The organism is Cryobacterium adonitolivorans (genome assembly GCF_004402695.1).
GTDB lineage: Bacteria > Actinomycetota > Actinomycetes > Actinomycetales > Microbacteriaceae > Cryobacterium > Cryobacterium adonitolivorans.
Genome location: NZ_SOFL01000032.1, coordinates 11753 through 27953, shown reverse-complemented (window position 1 = coordinate 27953; position 16201 = coordinate 11753). Strand labels below are relative to the sequence as shown.

Here is a 16201-nt window from a genome sequence, read left to right as displayed (position 1 = left end):
TCGTAGGGTGGACGGGACTTGAACCCGTGACCGTGCGGTTATGAGCCGCGTGCTCTAACCAGCTGAGCTACCACCCCGTGCCTGACCATAGTATCGGCCGGACGCCGCTCTCTAGTCGCGCCGGGGCGTGACGTCCAGGACCGGCGGGTGAGCCGCGGCCGGATCCGGCAGCGCTGCGATGTGAGGGTCCGTTGTCGGTTCGCCGCGATAGAGGCGTTCGAATGTCGTCAGGGTGCGCTTGATGTCGTGGGCCTCGATCAGCTTCAGCGACTCGTGCTTGAGGGCGTCCAATTCTTCGGGCGACCTGGTGAACACGCGGGTCAGCTTGTCCGCGAGGTCCTGGGCACTGCCCGGCTGGAACAGGTAACCGTTCTGCCCGTCGTGGACCAGGTGCGGCAGTGCCATCGCGTTGGCCGCCACGACCGGGAGACCCGAAGCCATGGCTTCCATGGTCGCGATGCTCTGCAGTTCCGCGATGGACGGCATCGCGAACACGGTGGCCCGCGAGTATGCCTGGCGCAGTTCCTCGTCGGTGACGTAACCCGTGAACGTGAACGCTGCGCTGAGGCCGAGCGACTCCACAAGGTGTTCCAGGTTCCGGCGCTGGTCGCCACCGCCGACGATTTCGACCTGGGCGTTCAGGCCTGGATCCAGCAGGGCGACGGCCTGAACGAGGACGTCGATCTGCTTCTCACCGGTGACCCGGCCGACGAAGAGAATTCGGTTCTCGGTGCGCGGGGCGAAACTGGGCGAATAGTTGTCTGCGTCGATGCCGCAGGAGATGGCCTGCACGCCCGCCAGTCCGGTGTACTTCTCCAGGAATTCGGCCGCCCGGCGGGTGGGCGTGGTGACGGCCTCGGCGCGCTTGAAGGTGTGTTCGGCGTCCTTCCAGAGCGCCCGGACGAGTTGGTCCTGGAAACCCTTGGGTACCAGGGAGAACTGCAGCATGTTCTCCGGCATGAAGTGGTTGGTGCCGATGATGCGGATCCCGCGCTTCTGCGCCTCGATCGACACACCGCGGCCCACGACGATGTGGGATTGGAAGTGCACGACGTCGGGCTGGAAGGAGTCGAGGATGGCTCGGCTCTGCTTGCGCACGATCCACGGCAACGCGAAGCGCAGCCAGTCGTGCGGGCGCCACCGCCAGCTGTGTAGGCGGTGCACGGTCATCGATGCACCCTCGTGCACCTCCGTCCAGGTGCCGTGCTTACGCGTCGGGGCGGGAGCCATGATCTGCACCACGTGGCCGCGCCCGACCAGTCCGGCGGCTAGCCGTTCCGCGAACCGGGCCGCACCGTTCACATCGGGCGCGAAGGTGTCGGCGGCGATGAGAACCCGGATGGGTTTCGATGTCGCCGGCATGGCCCGGTCAGCCGAGCTGCCCGGTAAATCTGATGAAGCGCACAAGTGGCGTAGTCCCTACGTAGGTGGGCCGGGGATCGCGTCCGGCACGAAGTCTGGGTCTCGACGGAACGTGGCCGTCGAGGTGTGTTAGCACCCTATTCTAAACCGCCTACGCCATGGCAGCCCCCCAGACGCGGCGCGTTCACGAAAACCACCGGTCAGCTCTGAGTTTGCGGGTGATACTTCGCGAGCCTGAAGACGCCCCACATCGCCACCGCCCCGGCGATCGCGAAAAGGACGGCCGCCCAGGCCGGCGCCTGGGATGCCTCCCCCAGCACGATGACGCCGATGCCGACGGCAATCATCGGGTCGATCACGGTGAGACCCGCGATGACCAGGTCGGGCGGACCCGACGAGTACGCGTTCTGCACGAAGTAGGCGCCTGAAGCCGCTGCGAGGAGCAGGCCGGCGACACAGACGAGGGTGAGCCACTCGAAATTGCCGTTCTGGATGCGGTTGATGATGACCTTGGCGAGGGTGGCCACAAATCCGTAGAGCACGCCGGCGCCGATGATGTAGAAGATGGCCTTGAACCGGCTGCGGAGCATCACGAACGCGACGGCGAAGGCGGCAAGGACCACCGCAAGGACGACCAGGATGGTGATCAGGTTCGCGTCGGTCACGGGCTTGTCGACCGCCGTGAACGCGGCGACGGTGACGAAGAGTCCGACCCCACCGACACACATGGCGATCGCGATGACCGACGCCCGGTTCAGCTTGACATGGCTTACCCTGGCGTTCAGGATCGCCGTGATCACCAGGGCCACTGCGCCGAGGGGCTGCACGACGATGAGGGGCGCGAACGCGAGGCTGGTGAGCTGGAAGGCGATGGCCAGGCCGAGCATCAGCGTGCCGAACACCCAGGAGGGCCGCGAGAGCAAGAGGACCAGTTGTCGGGTGTTGAGCCCGCCGGTGATTTCCCTCGTGTGCGATTCCACCTTGGTCACGCCCCGGTGCTGGAATTGTGCGCCCAGCGACAGGAACACCGCGCCGATCAAAGCGAGCGGGATTCCGATTGCCTGGCGTGGATCGATGGCGATCTCTCCAGCCAGGTCTGTCAGGTCGCCAGTCACTCAACGAGACTATCGAGATCCATGCCGATATCCTTGCTGAATGGCCGTACGACCGATAGTAATTTCAGGTGATCCCGTCCTGCACTCCCCCGCCGCGCCCGTCGTCGAATTCGACGACGAGTTGCGCACGCTGGTGCAGGACATGTTCGAGACGATGGATGCCGCTCCCGGTGTCGGTCTAGCCGGACCCCAGGTGGGCGTCGGGCTGCGACTGTTCACGTTCAGTTACCTCGATGACGACGAGATCGAGACCAGAGGGGTCGCGATCAATCCGGAGCTGTGGATCACGCCGGTCCCCGCCGGCGAGGCCGATGAGGACGAAGACGTCGAGGGGTGCCTGTCATTCCCCGGCGAGCGGTTCCCGCTGCAGCGCGCGGCCTCGGCCGTGCTGCGCGCAGTGGATCTCGACCAGAGGCCGTTCGAGATTCGGGCGGACGGCTGGCTGGCCCGCATCTTCCAGCACGAGTTCGACCACCTCGACGGCACCCTGTATGTGGACAGGCTCGAGCACTTCTACGCCAAGATCGCCACCAAGGTGAGCCGCAAGCGCGGCTGGGGCATGCCCGGTGTGACCTGGCTGCCCGGTGTGGACGACCTCGAGAGCTGAGGCTTAGCGCGTCAGGTTGACGCCGTGCACGCCGTTGTGGAAGCGCAGCGACGGGAAGACGGCTGAGACCGAGAAGCCGACCCCCGGCACGGTTCCGGCGTTGAAAATCCCGCCGAAGAGCTGGGCGCGTTCGCGCATCTGGGTGATCCCGGCGCCGGAGATGCTCTCGCTCAGCGCCTTGAGGTCATCGTCGATCGTGTACGTGGTCCTGGCGGCGAAATCCGAGGGCGACGCGCTCTCTCGCCTGGCCGCGGCCCGGATGCCGTCATCGTCGATGAGCAGCTGCAGGCCGTCCTGGGTCCAGGTGAACGACACTCGTGCCTCGGTGCCGGCTCCGCCGTGCTTGAGCGCATTCGCGAGGGCGCTCTGCAGGATGCGGTAGATGGCCAGCTCCGCCCCCGGCTTGAGCGGGAATCTGTCACCAGACTCGGTGAAACCGACGGCCAGGCCGGCATCACGCATCACGCCGAAGAGATTGCGGGCCGACTGCAGACCCGGTTGGCTGGTGGCGATCGCTTCGCCCTCCCTGGCGATGGTCAGGACCCGGCGCAGGTCGGCGAGCGTCACCCGGCCGTCCTCGACCAGGGCCGTCGCGGCGCGCACAGCCGTGGACGGGTCGCTCCCGGCCGTATAGCGTGCCCCTTCGGCCCGGGTGATGAGGCGGGCAAGAGACAACACGGCGATGTCCTGCAGCTCGCGGATGATCGCGAGACGACCGTGCTGCTCGGCGAGCGACAGCTCGAGGTCGATGCGCACGCGTTCTGCGGCCGACCTGGCGAAGCGGTTGCGGCGTTGCTGCGCCACGGCCAGCAACCAGAAAACGAGCAGTGCCAGAGAGAGCACCGCCAGCACGGCGCTGAGAGTCTGCCAGGGGAACACAACCGCCACCTTTCGCACGTTTCGGGATCAGACTAGCGGCCACGACCGCCCTCTGGCACAAAAAAGGCCACCGGGGGTGGAGCCCCTAGTGGCCTTTTCGCTCCCCGACTTGGACTCGAACCAAGAACCTGCGCATTAACAGTGCGCTGCTCTGCCAATTGAGCTATCGAGGAATGCGTGCTCTGCGAGAATTTCCTTCGCTTGAACAGCGTAGCTACTTTACCAAAAGTTCGCCGTGCACCAAATCCGCCGGTCCGGTCAGTACCCCGCAACGAGGTCGACGACCCCGACAAACGGCCCGTTTCCCAGCAATGCGGCCACATTGCGGCGAATTCGCTCGGCGAGAAGCGGCGCGGTCATCTCGGGCGTGTCGGCCATGTGCGGCGTGATGAGACACCGGGGCTCGTTCCAGAGCGGATGCCCGTCCGGCAGCGGTTCAGGGTCGGTGACGTCGATGGCCGCGCCCGCGAGGGCTCCGGCGGCCAGCGCGGCCACGAGGGCGTCGGTATCGACGAGTGGTCCCCTCGCGATGTTCACGAGGTGGGCCGTCGGCGCCATCAGGGCGAGTTCCGCGACACCGAGCAGGTGCCTGGTATCGCCGGTCAGCGCGGCGGCAACCACGACGACGTCAGCCAGCGGCAGTTCGGCGGTCAACTGCCCCACCGGTACGGTGCGGGCGGCGCCCGGCACGGGCTGGGAGCTGCGGCGCATCACCACGATGTGGGTGCCGAACGGTTCGAGCAGTCGGATCAGCTCTCTGGCGATGCCACCGGCCCCGATGATCAGCACCGAGCGGCCGTAGAGCGACGCACCTGCGGGCGCGACATTCCAGGACCGCGCCCTGGCCCGTTCGGGGAGCACCCTCAGCGACGCCAGGATCAGTGCCAGCGCGTGTTCGGCCACCGGTTGGGCGTAGGCCCCCTTGGCGCTGGTCACGAGCAGGTCGGCCCGCTGATGCCTCGAGAGAACGTCGGCGAAGGCGTCGACACCGGCCCAGGGCAACTGAACCCAGCCGATCTGGGGGTTCTCGGCCAGTACCTCGCCGAGTTCCGCGGCCCGGTCGTAGGAGAGCCAGATGAGACCCCTGGTGGCCGGTGACAGCGGCGCCACCGCTCCCCCGGCCCGGCCGACGGCGTCTGCGAAGAGCGCCGTTTCCGCCGGCAGGATGGTCACGGCGCCGGGCGCCGGTCGCCAGGCGTCGGCGTCGCGCTCGGGCTCGTCGGAGAGGACTTCGCGGTGCTGCCCGGTCATGCCTCCGGACTCCGGTCCGTGTCGCCGTCGGAATCAAACGCTGCGGAGCCAAGCGCTGTGCCGTCCAGCGTCAGCGCCGCGGCGAGTTCGACGACGTACGGGTGCCACGGGTTGTCGAAGACCTCGTCGATGGTGCCCAGGCCGACCAGGACTCCCTGGTGCATGACCCCGATCCGGTCGGCGACCCGTCGGAGCACGCTGAGGTCGTTGCTGATCAGTACCGCCGAGAAGGCGCGTTCGCGTTGCAGCTCACCGATCAGGTCGATGACGTCGTCGCGCACCAGGGCATCAACTCCCGCGGTGGGCTCGTCGGCGATGAGCAACTCCGGTCCGAAGACCAGCGCCTTGGCCAGTGCCACGCGCTGGCGTTGTCCACTGCTGAGCTCATAGGGGTACGTGCCCAGCACGGAAAGCGGCAGGCGCACGGCGTCGATCATTGTCGCGACGAGGGTCTCCAGCGCAGCCGTGTCGTAACGCCGATCACGTTCGAGGACGGGTTCGGCAACGATGTCCGCCACGGTGAGGCTGGCCGGGAGGGTGCTCGCCGCATTCTGGGCGAGCATCCCCACGCCGAAGGTGAGCCTGGCGAGTTTGCGGCGGCCGATGCGCCGCAGCGGGTAGCCGAGCACCGTCGCCTGCCCGCCCGTGATCTGTGCGCGCACCTCGCCGTGGCCGCTTCCGGACTCTGCGCCCGAGAGCACCCGGGCGATCGTGCTCTTTCCCGACCCGCTCTCGCCCAGCAGCCCGAGGACCTCCCCCCGGCCGAGGGTCAGCGTCAGTCCGCGCACCGCCACGAAGGCGGAGCTGGCGCCGTGGGCCGCGTATTCGACGGTCAGGTCACTGGCAACGATCGGATACGGATCTGATTCGACGCGTCTCATGACGTCTATCCTGCCGCACGCAGCCTCCGGAGTTCTTCCCGGCGCAGTTCCTGGGCGGCCGGATCGGGCACCGGCAGGGACGCGAGCAGACGCTGGGTGTACGGGTCGCGGGGTGATCCAAGCACCTCGGCACCGGTGCCCTCCTCGACCAGGCGGCCGTGGTACAGCACGGCGATCCGGTCAGCGAGGATGTCCACGACGGCAAGGTCGTGGCTGATGAACAGGGCGGCGAAGCCGAATTCCCGTTGCAGTTCGGCGAAGAGTTCCAGCACCCTGGCCTGCACCGACACGTCCAGGGCCGACGTCGGCTCGTCCGCGATCAGCAGAGCTGGTTCCAGCGCCAGCGCCCTGGCCAGGCTGGCCCGTTGGCGCTGACCGCCGCTGAGCTCGTGGGGGAAGCGGTCGCCGTAGGCCCGCGGCAGCTGTACAGCTTCGAGCAGTTCGTCGACCCGCGCCCGCGCGGCGCGGGGGTTGGCGGCCCGTCCGTGCACCACGAGGGGTTCTGCGACGCAGTCCGCAATGGTGAGCAGCGGGTTGAAACTGGAGGCTGGGTCCTGGAACACGAAACCAATGTCGCTGCGCAGGTGTTTGAACCGTCGCTCCTTGAATCCGTTCATCTCATGACCAAGAACGCTCAGCGACCCGTCGGTGACCCTGGTGAGGCCGGCGATGGCCCGGCCGATCGTGGTCTTACCCGACCCGCTCTCGCCCACCAGCCCGAGCACCTCGCCAGGGCGGATCGAGAAGCTCACGCCGTCCACGGCGACGAAGCCGGGCCGGCCGAGCCTGCCGGGGTATTGGATGCGCAGGTTGTCCGCGACGACGACGGGTGCCTGGGCGGCCCATTCCGGGGCGCGGGCCTCGGCCCTGGCGGCTGCCCGTACGACGCCCTGGCCGACGTACGGCACCGCGGCGAGGAGCCTCTGGGTGTACGGGTCCTGGGGGGAGGTGAAGAGGGTCCGGGCGTCGGCCTCCTCCACGACCTTGCCCTGGTACATCACCGCGACCCTGTCGGCGAGGTCAGCCACGACACCCATGTTGTGGGTGATCAGCACGATCGCGGTGCCGAACTCGTCGCGGCAGCGGCGGAGCAGGTCGAGAATCTCGGCCTGCACGGTGACGTCCAGTGCCGTCGTGGGCTCGTCCGCGACGATCAGTCCGGGTTCGAGGACCAGGGCCATGGCGATCACCACCCGCTGCTTCTGGCCGCCGGAGAACTGGTGAGGGTAGTAGTTGACGCGCACCTCGGGGTCGGGGATGCCGACCCTGCCGAGGATCTCGATGGCCTTCTTCCTGGCGTCGGCGCGACTGACGGCGCCGTGCGCCCTGATGCCCTCCATGATCTGCCAGCCCACGGTGTAGACAGGGTTCAACGCGGTGGACGGCTCCTGGAACACCATGGAGACGTCGGTGCCGCGCACCTGGCGCAGACGTTGGCGGCTGAGCGCGATGACGTTGTTCTCATCGGCCCCGTCCCGGCTGGTGAGGATCACGGCGCCCTCGGAGACCGCGGTTTCGGGCAGCAACCCGAGGATCGTCTTGGCGGTGACGGTCTTGCCGCTGCCGCTCTCGCCGACGATCGCGAGGACCTCGCCGCGGCGAACGCTGAGACTGACCCCGTCGACGGCGCGCACGGCACCGGCATCGGTGGAGAAGGACACGCCGAGGTCGTCGATCCGGAGGACGGTCTGCTCGGACCGGTCGGTGTGCCTGGAGCTCATGAGGTGGCCTCGCCGTCGTTCGGGTGGATGGTGCCGCTTTCGAGCCCGTCGAGACCCCCGGGACCGGCGGTCAGCGTGCCGCCGGGGACCACGGAGGTCTCGGCGACCAGGCCGGAGTTGGCGCCGACCGCGCGGCGGCCGCGCAGCCGGGGGTCGGCCAGGTCGTTCAGACTCTCGCCGACCAGGGTGATTCCCATCACCACCAGCACGATCGCCAGGCCGGGGAACAACGAGGTCCACCAGATTCCGCTGGACACGTCGGAGATGGCCTTGTTGAGGTCGTAGCCCCATTCCGACGCAGCGGTCGGTTCGATTCCGAAACCGAGGAAGCCGAGTCCGGCGAGGGTGAGGATGGCCTCGGAGGAGTTGAGGGTGAAGATCAGCGGGAGGGTGCGGGTGGCGTTGCGCAACACGTGCCTGACCATGATCCGGATGTTTCCGGAACCCAGCACGCGCGCGGATTCGACGTAGGCCTCCGACTTGATCCGCACGGTCTCGGCCCGGATCACCCTGAAGTACTGCGGGATGAACACAACGGTGATCGAGATGGCCGCCGCCATGACACCGCCGATGAGGTTCGACTTGCCGCCGGAGATGACGATGGACATCACGATGGCCAGCAGCAGCGACGGGAACGCGTACACGGCGTCGCAGACGACCACGAGCACGCGGTCGAGCCAGCCGCCGAAGTAGCCGGACACCAGGCCCAGGAACACACCCGCGAAGATCGACAACAGCACGGCCACCACGATCACGAACAGGGCCGTCTGGGCGCCCCAGAGCACCCTGGAGAGCACGTCGTACCCGCCGACCGTGGTGCCGAACAGGTGCGCACCGCCGGGGGGCTGCTGGGCGCCGAAGACCCCGTCCGGACCGCGCAACTGGCTGTAGCCGTACGGTGCGACCACGGGCGCCAGGATGGCGGTGAGGACGAACAGCGCCGTGATGACCAGGCCGGCCACGAGCATCCCGCGCTGCAGGCCGACGCTCTGGTGGAGCTGGTGGATGATGGGCAGGCTGGCCAGGCGGCTGGGCCTGCGGGGCGGGGAATCGATCCGTGTCATGGCTAGTACCGCACTCTCGGGTCGATCAGCGCGGCGATGATGTCCACGATGAAGTTGGACAGGGCGACGATGACGGCAAGCAGGGCGACGATGCCCTGCACGGCGACGAAGTCGCGGGCCTGCAGGAATTCCGAGAGCATGAAGCCCAAGCCCTTCCATTCGAAGGTGGTCTCGGTCAACACAGCGCCGCCGAGCAGCAGGGCGATCTGCAGGCCGATCACGGTGATGATCGGGATCAGCGCGGGTCGGTACGCGTGCTTGCGCACGAGCCTGAACTCGCTCACTCCGCGGGACCGGGCAGCGTCGACGTAGTCGGTGCCCAGGGTACCGATCACGTTGGTGCGGACCAGGCGCAGGAAGACCCCGGCGGTCAGCAGGCCCAGGGCCAGGGCGGGGAGCACGGCGTGGGTCAGGACGTCGATCAGGACCGCCGGGTTGCCGGTCTGGATGGCGTCGATGGTGTAGAAACCGGTCTTGCCCGGCAGGAGCTGCATCTGCAACTCCGAACTCGTCGATGCCCGGCCGGCGACGGGCAGGACCTTCAGCCAGACGGCGAAGATGAGCTTGAACAGCAGCCCCGAGAAGAACACCGGAGTGGCGTAGCAGAGGATCGCGAAGATACGCAGCGACGCATCCGGCGACTTGTCCCGCCAGTATGCGGCGACCATGCCCAGCGGGATCCCGACGAGAAAGGCAACCAGCAGGGCGTAGAACGCCAGCTCGGCGGTGGCTGCGCCGTAGGTGAGGAGCACCTCGGAAACCGGCCGGTTGGTGCTGATGGTGGTGCCGAAGTTGCCCGTGAAGATCTGGCCGAGGTACTCGACGTACTGCACCAGGATGGGCCTGTCGTAACCGGCCGCGTGCACCCGATCGGCCAGCTGGTCGGCGCTCAGCCGACCGCCTAGTGCCGCGGTGATCGGGTCACCCGTCGTGCGCATCAACCAGAACACCATGGAGACCAGGATGAAGATGGTCGGGAAGATCAGCAGGAAGCGGATCACGATGTAGCGGATGATCCCGCCGCCTTCGCCCTTCTTCTTCTTCGGCACCCTTGTGGTGGGCTGCCTCCCGGCCGCGGGGGCCGCGGGCGTTGTCGCTTCAGTCGTCATTCCTACCTCACTCGTGCAAAACGAAAGACGGGAGCGTTCAGCGAGTAGTCGCCTGAACGCCCCCGTCGCCTAGCCAGGTGAAACCCGTGGGCCTAACCCTTGGCGAGGGCCGCGTAACGGAACTTGAACGACGCGTCGAGCGTGTCCTTGGCTCCGGTGACCGTCGTGCCGGTCACGGCGACCTGCGCGCCCTGGAGCAGGGGCACCGTCGACAGCTGGGCTGCGACCTTGTCCTGGATCTGTTCGAGCAGCGCGGTGCGCGCGGCCGGGTCGACGGTCACGGCCTGCTGAAGGATCAGGTCGTTGACCTCCTGGTCGACGTAGTGGTTCTTCAGGAAGTTCTCCGTGAGGAAGAACGGCGTCAGGTAGTTGTCCGCGTCGGAGTAGTCCGGGAACCAGCCGAGCTGGTAGGCGGGGTACACGTCGCTGGAGCGGTCCTTCGAGTACTGCACCCACTCCGTGGTCTGAAGGTTCACCGTGAACAGGCCGCTGGACTCCAGCTGGTCCTTGATCAGCGCGTATTCGTCACCGGACGAGGGGCCGTAATGGTCGTTGCTGTACTGCAGGTTGAGCTCGACGGGCTCGGTGATGCCGGCGGCCGTGAGGGTCGCCTCGGCCTTGTCGGCATCCGGAGCGCCGTTTCCGTCGCCGTAGAGGCCCATGAGGGACTCGGTCGAACCCGTCAGGCCGGCCGGGACGTAGGAATACAGCGGGGTGTACGTGCCCTTGTAGACCTGGTCGGCGATCTCCTTACGGTCGACGAGGTCGGCAACGGCCTGGCGCACGGCGAGGGACTTGGCCGGATCGGCGTCGGCTGTGGTGGCACCGAACGGCTGGGTGTCGAAGTTGAAGGTGATGTAGCGGATCTCTCCGCCGGGGCCGTCGACGACCTGGACGTTATCGTTGCCGCGGAGGTCGTCGATGTCGGTCGCAGACAGGCTGCGGAACGCCACGTCGATGCCGCCCTCCTGCACCTCGAGCTTGAGGTTGGACGAGTCGGCGAAGTACTTGACGTTCACAACGTCGGTCTTCGCCGCGCCGAGGAGACCCGCGTAGTCGGGGTTGGCCTTGTAGCCGATGAGGTTGTTGAAGTCGTAGCTGGTGATGACGTACTGGCCGGCGAACGCGTTGGCTTCGACGATGTCGTCATCGCTGGTGAGCTCGGTGGCCGAGAAGGACTCTTCGTCGACGATCGGGCCGGCCGGGCTGGACAGGATCTGGGGGAAGATCTGGTCGTCGGGGGCGAGCAGGTTGAACACCACCGTGGTGTCGTCGGGGGTGTCGACGCTCTCCAGGTTGTAGAGCAAGGAGGAGGGGCCGTTGTCGGCGGCGATGGCCAGCTGGCGGTCGAAGGTGAACTTGACGTCCGAGGAGGTCAGGTCGTTGCCATTGGCCCAGACCAGGTCGGGCTTGAGGGTGACGGTGTACTGCGTCGGCGCGGTGAACTCGGCGGAGACCGCGATGTCGGGTTCCACGTCGGGGCTGCCGTACGGGGTGTTCATGAGGAAGGGGAAGACCTGGTTCTGCACGGCGAACGAGCCGTTGTCGTACGAGCCGGCCGGGTCAAGCGTGGTGACCTTGTCGGTGGTGCCGATGGTGAGCGGAGCGCCGCCCGGATCCTCGGCGGGGGTGCCTGAACAGCCGGCGAGCACGAGTGCTGCGGCGGCGAGACCGGCGGTGACGCCGATGGCGCGGCCGCGCCTGGTGGGTTCAAAAGCCATAGTCGAATGCCTCTTCCTCAAGGTGTGAGTGTCTTGGTGAATCCGCGTAACTGCAGTCAGGCGCAGATATGCGTTGCTGTAAACCAAGAATTAGCACACTCTGCGCGTCACACGGCCATTCTGCGATGCATCTTAATAGACCCGCAATATAACGTCGGCTACTCGACGCGGAGGTTGCGCCGTTCGGCTTCGACCCGCACGAGCTCGCGCTGGATGGCGACGTAGACCTCGCGGTTGGTCGCATCCGCCCGTTGCAGGCGGCCGAGCAGGTCGGCTTTTTGACGCAGCAGGTCCTTCTCGATCAGCACGATGGTGATGTCTCGCACGTAGCGGGTGACCTCGCGCTCGGTGCGCTCAGGCAGCGGCGCCATCGCCAGTTCGGTGACCAGGTTCGTCAGCGGAGCTGGGGTCTCCGCGACTACCCGTTCCAGCCAGTCCGGCGCGGCGGCGTGTGGCAGGGCGGCGGCAACGGCGTCCCGGACGACGGCGAGGGTGGTGTTGGTCATGCCGGTTGACACCGCCCGTTGCACGAGGTCGAGCCCCACGAGAGTCGGATGCTGCAGCATCGCCATCAGCGCGTCGCGCTCGATCCGGGTGACCGGGTCGTGGGGCAGGTCGGCCAGTGCGAAGAGACGCTCGCGCGGGGCGGCTGCCGGCTCCCCCGCCCGGCGGGGTTCCTCGGCCGGCGCGGTGCGGGACCTCGCCTGGGCCTGGCTGACGGCGCGGGACACCTCACCGAGGTCCATGCCCAGCATTCGGGAAAGCTCGTGGGTGTAGCCCGGCCGGAGTGAGGGGTCCCTGATGTCGCTGACCACCGGGGCGGCGGCACGGAGGGCGGATACTCGTCCTTCGACGGTGTCGAGGTTGTACTGGGCCAGGAGCTGGCGGATCATGAATTCGAACATGGGCTTCTTGGAGTCGACGAGGCGACGCACCGCGTCGTCCCCGCGGTGCAGCCGCAGGTCGCACGGGTCGAGCCCTTCCGGAGCGACGGCCACGAAGGTCTGTGCGCTGAAACGCTGCTCCTCGGCGAAGGCGCGCACGGCGGCCTTCTGGCCGGCGGCATCGGGGTCAAAGGTGAAGACGACCTCGCCGACGCCACTGTCGTCGCCGAGCACCCGGCGGAGCACCTTGATGTGGTCGACGCCGAACGAAGTCCCGCAGGTGGCCACTGCTGTCGTCACGCCCGCCAGGTGGCAGGCCATCACGTCGGTGTAACCCTCGACCACCACGACCTGGTGGTTGCGGGAGATGTCACGCTTAGCCAGGTCCAGGCCATACAGCACCTGGGCCTTGTGGTAGACCGGCGTCTCCGGGGTATTGAGGTATTTGGGGCCCTTGTCGTCCTCGAGCAGCTTGCGGGCGCCGAAGCCGATGGTCTGCCCGGTGATGTCACGGATCGGCCAGACGAGGCGGCCGCGGAACCTGTCGTAGATTCCCCGGTCCCCGGCCGACACCAGGCCGGAGAGGGTCAGCTCCTCGGTGCTGAACCCGCGACCGCGCAGGTGTTTGGTCAATTCGTCCCAGCTTTTCGGCGCGAAGCCGACGCCGAACCGTTCGGCCGCCTGGGCGTCGAAACCACGATCACCGAGGAAAGTGCGGCCGACCTGGGCCCCCGGGCTGCCGAGCTTGTCGATGAAGAACTCGGCCGCGGCCTGGTTGGCCGCGTACAGCCGGGCCCGGTTGGTATGGTCGGGGGCCTCGCCGCCGCCGCCCTCATAGTGCAGCTCGATGCCGGCCCGGCCGGCCAGGCGTTCGACGGCCTCGCTGAAGCTGACGTGGTCCATCTTCTGCAGGAAGGAGTATACGTCGCCGCTCTCTCCACAGCCGAAGCAGTGGTAGAACCCGACCTGCGGGCGCACATGGAAACTGGGGCTGCGCTCGTCATGGAACGGGCACAGTCCCTTCATCGAACCGACCCCGGCCGATTTGAGGCTGACGTAGTCGCTGACGATGTCGGCGATGTTGGTGCGGGCCTTGACCTCTTCGACGTCGCCCTGCCGAATCAGTCCTGCCATGCGGCACCTGTCCCGAGCCGGATCCCGGCGGGTTCCCTGGTCAGGTGCAGCCGGCGCTGCAGGGCGATCGCGCTCTGATCGGTGAGGCTGGCCACCTGGTCGACGATCACCCGTTTGCGCGCTGCGTCATCGGGCGCCGCGGCCCAGTCTTCCGTGAAGCCGGGATCCAGGTGCTCGTCCCCGGTGGCAAGCAGGGTGTCGGCCAGGTAGGTGAGGGTTTCGCGTTGCTCCACGTAGAGCGGCTGGCGCACGTGGGTGGACATCACGAACGCGGCAACGATGCCCTTCAGCACGCCGATCTCGGCCTGCACCTGGCGCGGTACGACCACGTGGGCGGCGAAACGGATGAGGTGCCGGTCGGGGTAAGCCGCACGGGTGGCCGAGACGGCCGCGCCGCTGAACCGGCCGATGAGCTGGCTGGTCAGGTTCTTCAGGCGGCCCTGGTCGCGGCGGCCGGCGCTCCAGCCGTGCAGCCACACGTCGAGGGCGTCGAGCCTGTCGAAGGCGGCGATGAGTTCGTCGTGGCTGAACTGCCCTCCAGTCCACTCGTACATCGAGGTGACCAGTGCGGCGTGGTCGCTGCGGCTGCTGAGCAATTCCACGTCCAGATAACCGCTGACCACGGCGTCCTCGAAATCGTGCACGGAGTAGGCGATGTCGTCGGAGAGGTCCATTACTTGCGCTTCGACGCAGAGCCGGCGTTGTGGCGCCCCGTCGCGCAGCCACTCGAAGGCGGCGCGGTCGTCCTCGTAGAAGCCGAACTTGGCGCGCCCGCTCGGGTCGGCCACCGAGGAGTCGGCGGACCACGGGTACTTGCAGCTGGCGTCGAGGCTGGCGCGAGTGAGGTTCAACCCGAAACTCGAGCCGTCGTCACCGAAAACCTTGGGTTCGAGCCGGCTGAGCAGTCGCAGGGTTTGCGCGTTTCCCTCGAAGCCGCCGATGTCGTCTGCCCAGGTGTTGAGAGCCTTCTCGCCGTTGTGGCCGAACGGCGGATGGCCGATGTCGTGCGCCAGGCACGCCGTGTCTACGATGTCGGGGTCAAGGGCCAGGCGCAGCGCCAGCTCCCGGCCGATCTGGGCGACCTCGAGGGAATGGGTCAGACGGTTGCGGGCGAAGTCCAGGCCGGCGGCGGGGCTGAGCACCTGGGTCTTCGCGGCCAGGCGGCGCAGGGCGCTGGAGTGCAGCAGCCTGGCCCGGTCGCGGGCGAAGTCACTGCGGCTGGAGTCGTGCTCTTCTGGACGGAACCTGGCCTCGTCGTGAACGCTGTATCCGGTCTGATTAACCACCGCTGGTGTCCCCCTCGCCCTCGGTCAGATTGGAGCGCTCGGCGCCGACTATGTCGCGTGAGTCGAGCCAGCGTTCGGGCAGCGAGGTCTTCTTGGGGCTGCCGGCCCGGCCGCGCTGGCCCTCGGCGCCGATGCCGGGGTACGGCTGGTCGGGGTCCATGGTCGCCAGGAGTTCGTCCAATTGCTCGAGCGACACGACGGAGGCCAGGCTGGCGCGGAGGTCGCCGCCGACCGGGTAGCCCTTGAAGTACCACGCCACGTGCTTGCGCACGTCGCGGCAGGCCCGTTCTTCGCTGTCGAAGAACTCGGTGAGCAGTTCGGCGTGCCGGCGGAACGCATCCGCGACCTGACCCAGCGTCGGTTCGATCTGTCCGGGGGTGTTCTGGTTCCCTGAGCCTGTCGAAGGGCGGAATGCCGCCGCGAGGTCGCCGAACAGCCACGGCCGGCCGAGGCAGCCGCGCCCGACGACGACGCCGTCGCAGCCGGTCTCCGCGACCATGCGCAGGGCGTCGGCGGCCGACCAGATGTCGCCGTTGCCGAGCACCGGCACACTCGTGATGGTGTCTTTGAGCGTCTTGATGGCGGCCCAGTCGGCGTGGCCGGAGTAATAGTCCGCAGCGGTGCGGGCGTGCAGCGCGATGGCGGACACCCCGGCGCCCTCGGCGACGCGACCGGCCTCGAGGTAGGTGAGGTGGTCGGAGTCGATGCCCTTGCGCATCTTGATGGTCAGCGGGATCGCCCCGGCGGCCGTGACGGCGGCCTCGACGATCTCCCGGAACAGGGTGATCTTCCAGGGCAACGCCGCTCCCCCGCCCTTGCGGGTGACCTTGGGCACCGGGCAGCCGAAGTTCAGGTCGATGTGGTCGGCGCGGTCCTCGGCTACGAGCATGGTGACGGCCTCTGAGACCGTCTTCGGGTCAACACCGTAGAGCTGGATGGAACGGGTCTTCTCGCTCTCGTGGTGCGTGATCAGCCGCATGGATTCCGGGGTGCGTTCGACGAGCGCCCTGGAGGTGATCATTTCGCTCACGTAGAGTCCGGCGCCGTATTCGCGGCACAGCCGGCGGAACGCGGTATTGGTGATGCCGGCCATGGGTGCCAGTACGACGGGCACGTCGAGTTCGATGTCGCCGATCCGAAGCGGGGACACCGGGCTGATCGTGGAAGTGGGAGTGTTCATCTCATCC

13 protein-coding genes and 2 tRNA genes are annotated in these 16201 nt (G+C 67.4%); 1 reads left to right on the top strand and 14 read right to left on the bottom strand.

All coding sequences use genetic code 11. The features are described 5' to 3' along the window. Positions 1–3: 3 nt before the first annotated feature. From E3O42_RS09130 to E3O42_RS09120, 3 genes are all read right to left on the bottom strand, one after another. Positions 4–77: transfer RNA gene (locus tag E3O42_RS09130), tRNA-Ile, on the bottom strand. Between the two features lie 34 nt (positions 78–111). After that, the gene (locus E3O42_RS09125; protein WP_134453643.1) at positions 112–1362 is read right to left on the bottom strand and encodes a glycosyltransferase; all 1251 of its coding nucleotides are present in this window, start codon (positions 1360–1362) and stop codon (positions 112–114) included. 200 nt (positions 1363–1562) lie between these two features. Beyond that, positions 1563–2477, bottom strand: coding sequence for a DMT family transporter (locus E3O42_RS09120; RefSeq protein ID WP_134453642.1), 915 nt, complete (start codon positions 2475–2477; stop codon positions 1563–1565). A 40-nt stretch (positions 2478–2517) separates the two neighbouring features. Here E3O42_RS09120 and def point away from each other — a divergent pair, with 40 nt between their 5' ends. Beyond that, positions 2518–3084: a peptide deformylase gene (def, locus tag E3O42_RS09115; RefSeq protein WP_134453641.1), complete on the top strand. Its 567-nt coding sequence runs from the start codon at positions 2518–2520 to the stop codon at positions 3082–3084. Positions 3085–3087: 3 nt separating this feature from the next. Here the strand turns inward: def and E3O42_RS09110 are convergent, their stop codons facing one another. From E3O42_RS09110 to dusB, 11 genes are all read right to left on the bottom strand, one after another. Next, complete coding sequence (locus E3O42_RS09110) at positions 3088–3963, bottom strand: sensor histidine kinase (RefSeq protein ID WP_134453640.1); 876 nt, start codon at positions 3961–3963, stop codon at positions 3088–3090. Positions 3964–4063: 100 nt separating this feature from the next. Continuing rightward, a tRNA-Asn gene (locus tag E3O42_RS09105) sits at positions 4064–4136 on the bottom strand. 85 nt (positions 4137–4221) lie between these two features. After that, positions 4222–5214 (bottom strand): NAD(P)-dependent oxidoreductase, encoded by a 993-nt coding sequence (locus E3O42_RS09100; RefSeq protein ID WP_134453639.1) that lies wholly within the window; start codon positions 5212–5214, stop codon positions 4222–4224. Then, positions 5211–6095 (bottom strand): ATP-binding cassette domain-containing protein, encoded by an 885-nt coding sequence (locus E3O42_RS09095; protein ID WP_134453638.1) that lies wholly within the window; start codon positions 6093–6095, stop codon positions 5211–5213. Before E3O42_RS09095 ends, E3O42_RS09100 begins: the two co-directional genes overlap by 4 nt. Positions 6096–6100: 5 nt before the next feature. Continuing rightward, a complete protein-coding gene (locus E3O42_RS09090) occupies positions 6101–7816 on the bottom strand; it encodes a dipeptide ABC transporter ATP-binding protein (RefSeq protein WP_134453637.1) in 1716 nt (571 codons plus the stop codon). After that, positions 7813–8880 (bottom strand): ABC transporter permease, encoded by a 1068-nt coding sequence (locus E3O42_RS09085; RefSeq protein WP_134453636.1) that lies wholly within the window; start codon positions 8878–8880, stop codon positions 7813–7815. Before E3O42_RS09085 ends, E3O42_RS09090 begins: the two co-directional genes overlap by 4 nt. A gap of 2 nt (positions 8881–8882) precedes the next feature. Then, positions 8883–9989, bottom strand: a complete 1107-nt coding sequence (locus E3O42_RS09080; protein ID WP_134453635.1) for an ABC transporter permease — start codon at positions 9987–9989, stop codon at positions 8883–8885. A 92-nt stretch (positions 9990–10081) separates the two neighbouring features. Continuing rightward, positions 10082–11710 carry an ABC transporter substrate-binding protein gene (locus E3O42_RS09075; protein WP_134453634.1) on the bottom strand — a complete coding sequence of 543 codons (1629 nt, stop codon included), beginning with the start codon at positions 11708–11710 and terminating at the stop codon, positions 10082–10084. A 158-nt stretch (positions 11711–11868) separates the two neighbouring features. Continuing rightward, a complete protein-coding gene (dnaG, locus tag E3O42_RS09070; RefSeq protein ID WP_134453633.1) occupies positions 11869–13728 on the bottom strand; it encodes a DNA primase in 1860 nt (619 codons plus the stop codon). After that, positions 13716–15014 (bottom strand): deoxyguanosinetriphosphate triphosphohydrolase, encoded by a 1299-nt coding sequence (locus tag E3O42_RS09065; protein ID WP_134453632.1) that lies wholly within the window; start codon positions 15012–15014, stop codon positions 13716–13718. Before E3O42_RS09065 ends, dnaG begins: the two co-directional genes overlap by 13 nt. After that, entirely contained in the window at positions 15007–16194 is a 1188-nt protein-coding gene (dusB, locus tag E3O42_RS09060) for a tRNA dihydrouridine synthase DusB (RefSeq protein WP_134453631.1), read from the bottom strand. The genes E3O42_RS09065 and dusB overlap by 8 nt, the downstream gene beginning before the upstream one ends. Between the last annotated feature and the right edge of the window lie 7 nt (positions 16195–16201).

What these genes read in the sequence shown, in the direction of transcription:
- E3O42_RS09085 (WP_134453636.1), bottom strand. Translation starts at nt 8,880, where the DNA reads ATGACACGGATCGATTCCCCGCCCCGCAGGCCCAGCCGCCTGGCCAGC.
- E3O42_RS09075 (WP_134453634.1), bottom strand. Translation starts at nt 11,710, where the DNA reads ATGGCTTTTGAACCCACCAGGCGCGGCCGCGCCATCGGCGTCACCGCC.
- E3O42_RS09125 (WP_134453643.1), bottom strand. Translation starts at nt 1,362, where the DNA reads ATGCCGGCGACATCGAAACCCATCCGGGTTCTCATCGCCGCCGACACC.
- E3O42_RS09090 (WP_134453637.1), bottom strand. Translation starts at nt 7,816, where the DNA reads ATGAGCTCCAGGCACACCGACCGGTCCGAGCAGACCGTCCTCCGGATC.
- E3O42_RS09100 (WP_134453639.1), bottom strand. Translation starts at nt 5,214, where the DNA reads ATGACCGGGCAGCACCGCGAAGTCCTCTCCGACGAGCCCGAGCGCGAC.
- dnaG (WP_134453633.1), bottom strand. Translation starts at nt 13,728, where the DNA reads ATGGCAGGACTGATTCGGCAGGGCGACGTCGAAGAGGTCAAGGCCCGC.
- dusB (WP_134453631.1), bottom strand. Translation starts at nt 16,194, where the DNA reads ATGAACACTCCCACTTCCACGATCAGCCCGGTGTCCCCGCTTCGGATC.
- E3O42_RS09095 (WP_134453638.1), bottom strand. Translation starts at nt 6,095, where the DNA reads ATGAGACGCGTCGAATCAGATCCGTATCCGATCGTTGCCAGTGACCTG.
- E3O42_RS09080 (WP_134453635.1), bottom strand. Translation starts at nt 9,989, where the DNA reads ATGACGACTGAAGCGACAACGCCCGCGGCCCCCGCGGCCGGGAGGCAG.
- def (WP_134453641.1), top strand. Translation starts at nt 2,518, where the DNA reads ATGGCCGTACGACCGATAGTAATTTCAGGTGATCCCGTCCTGCACTCC.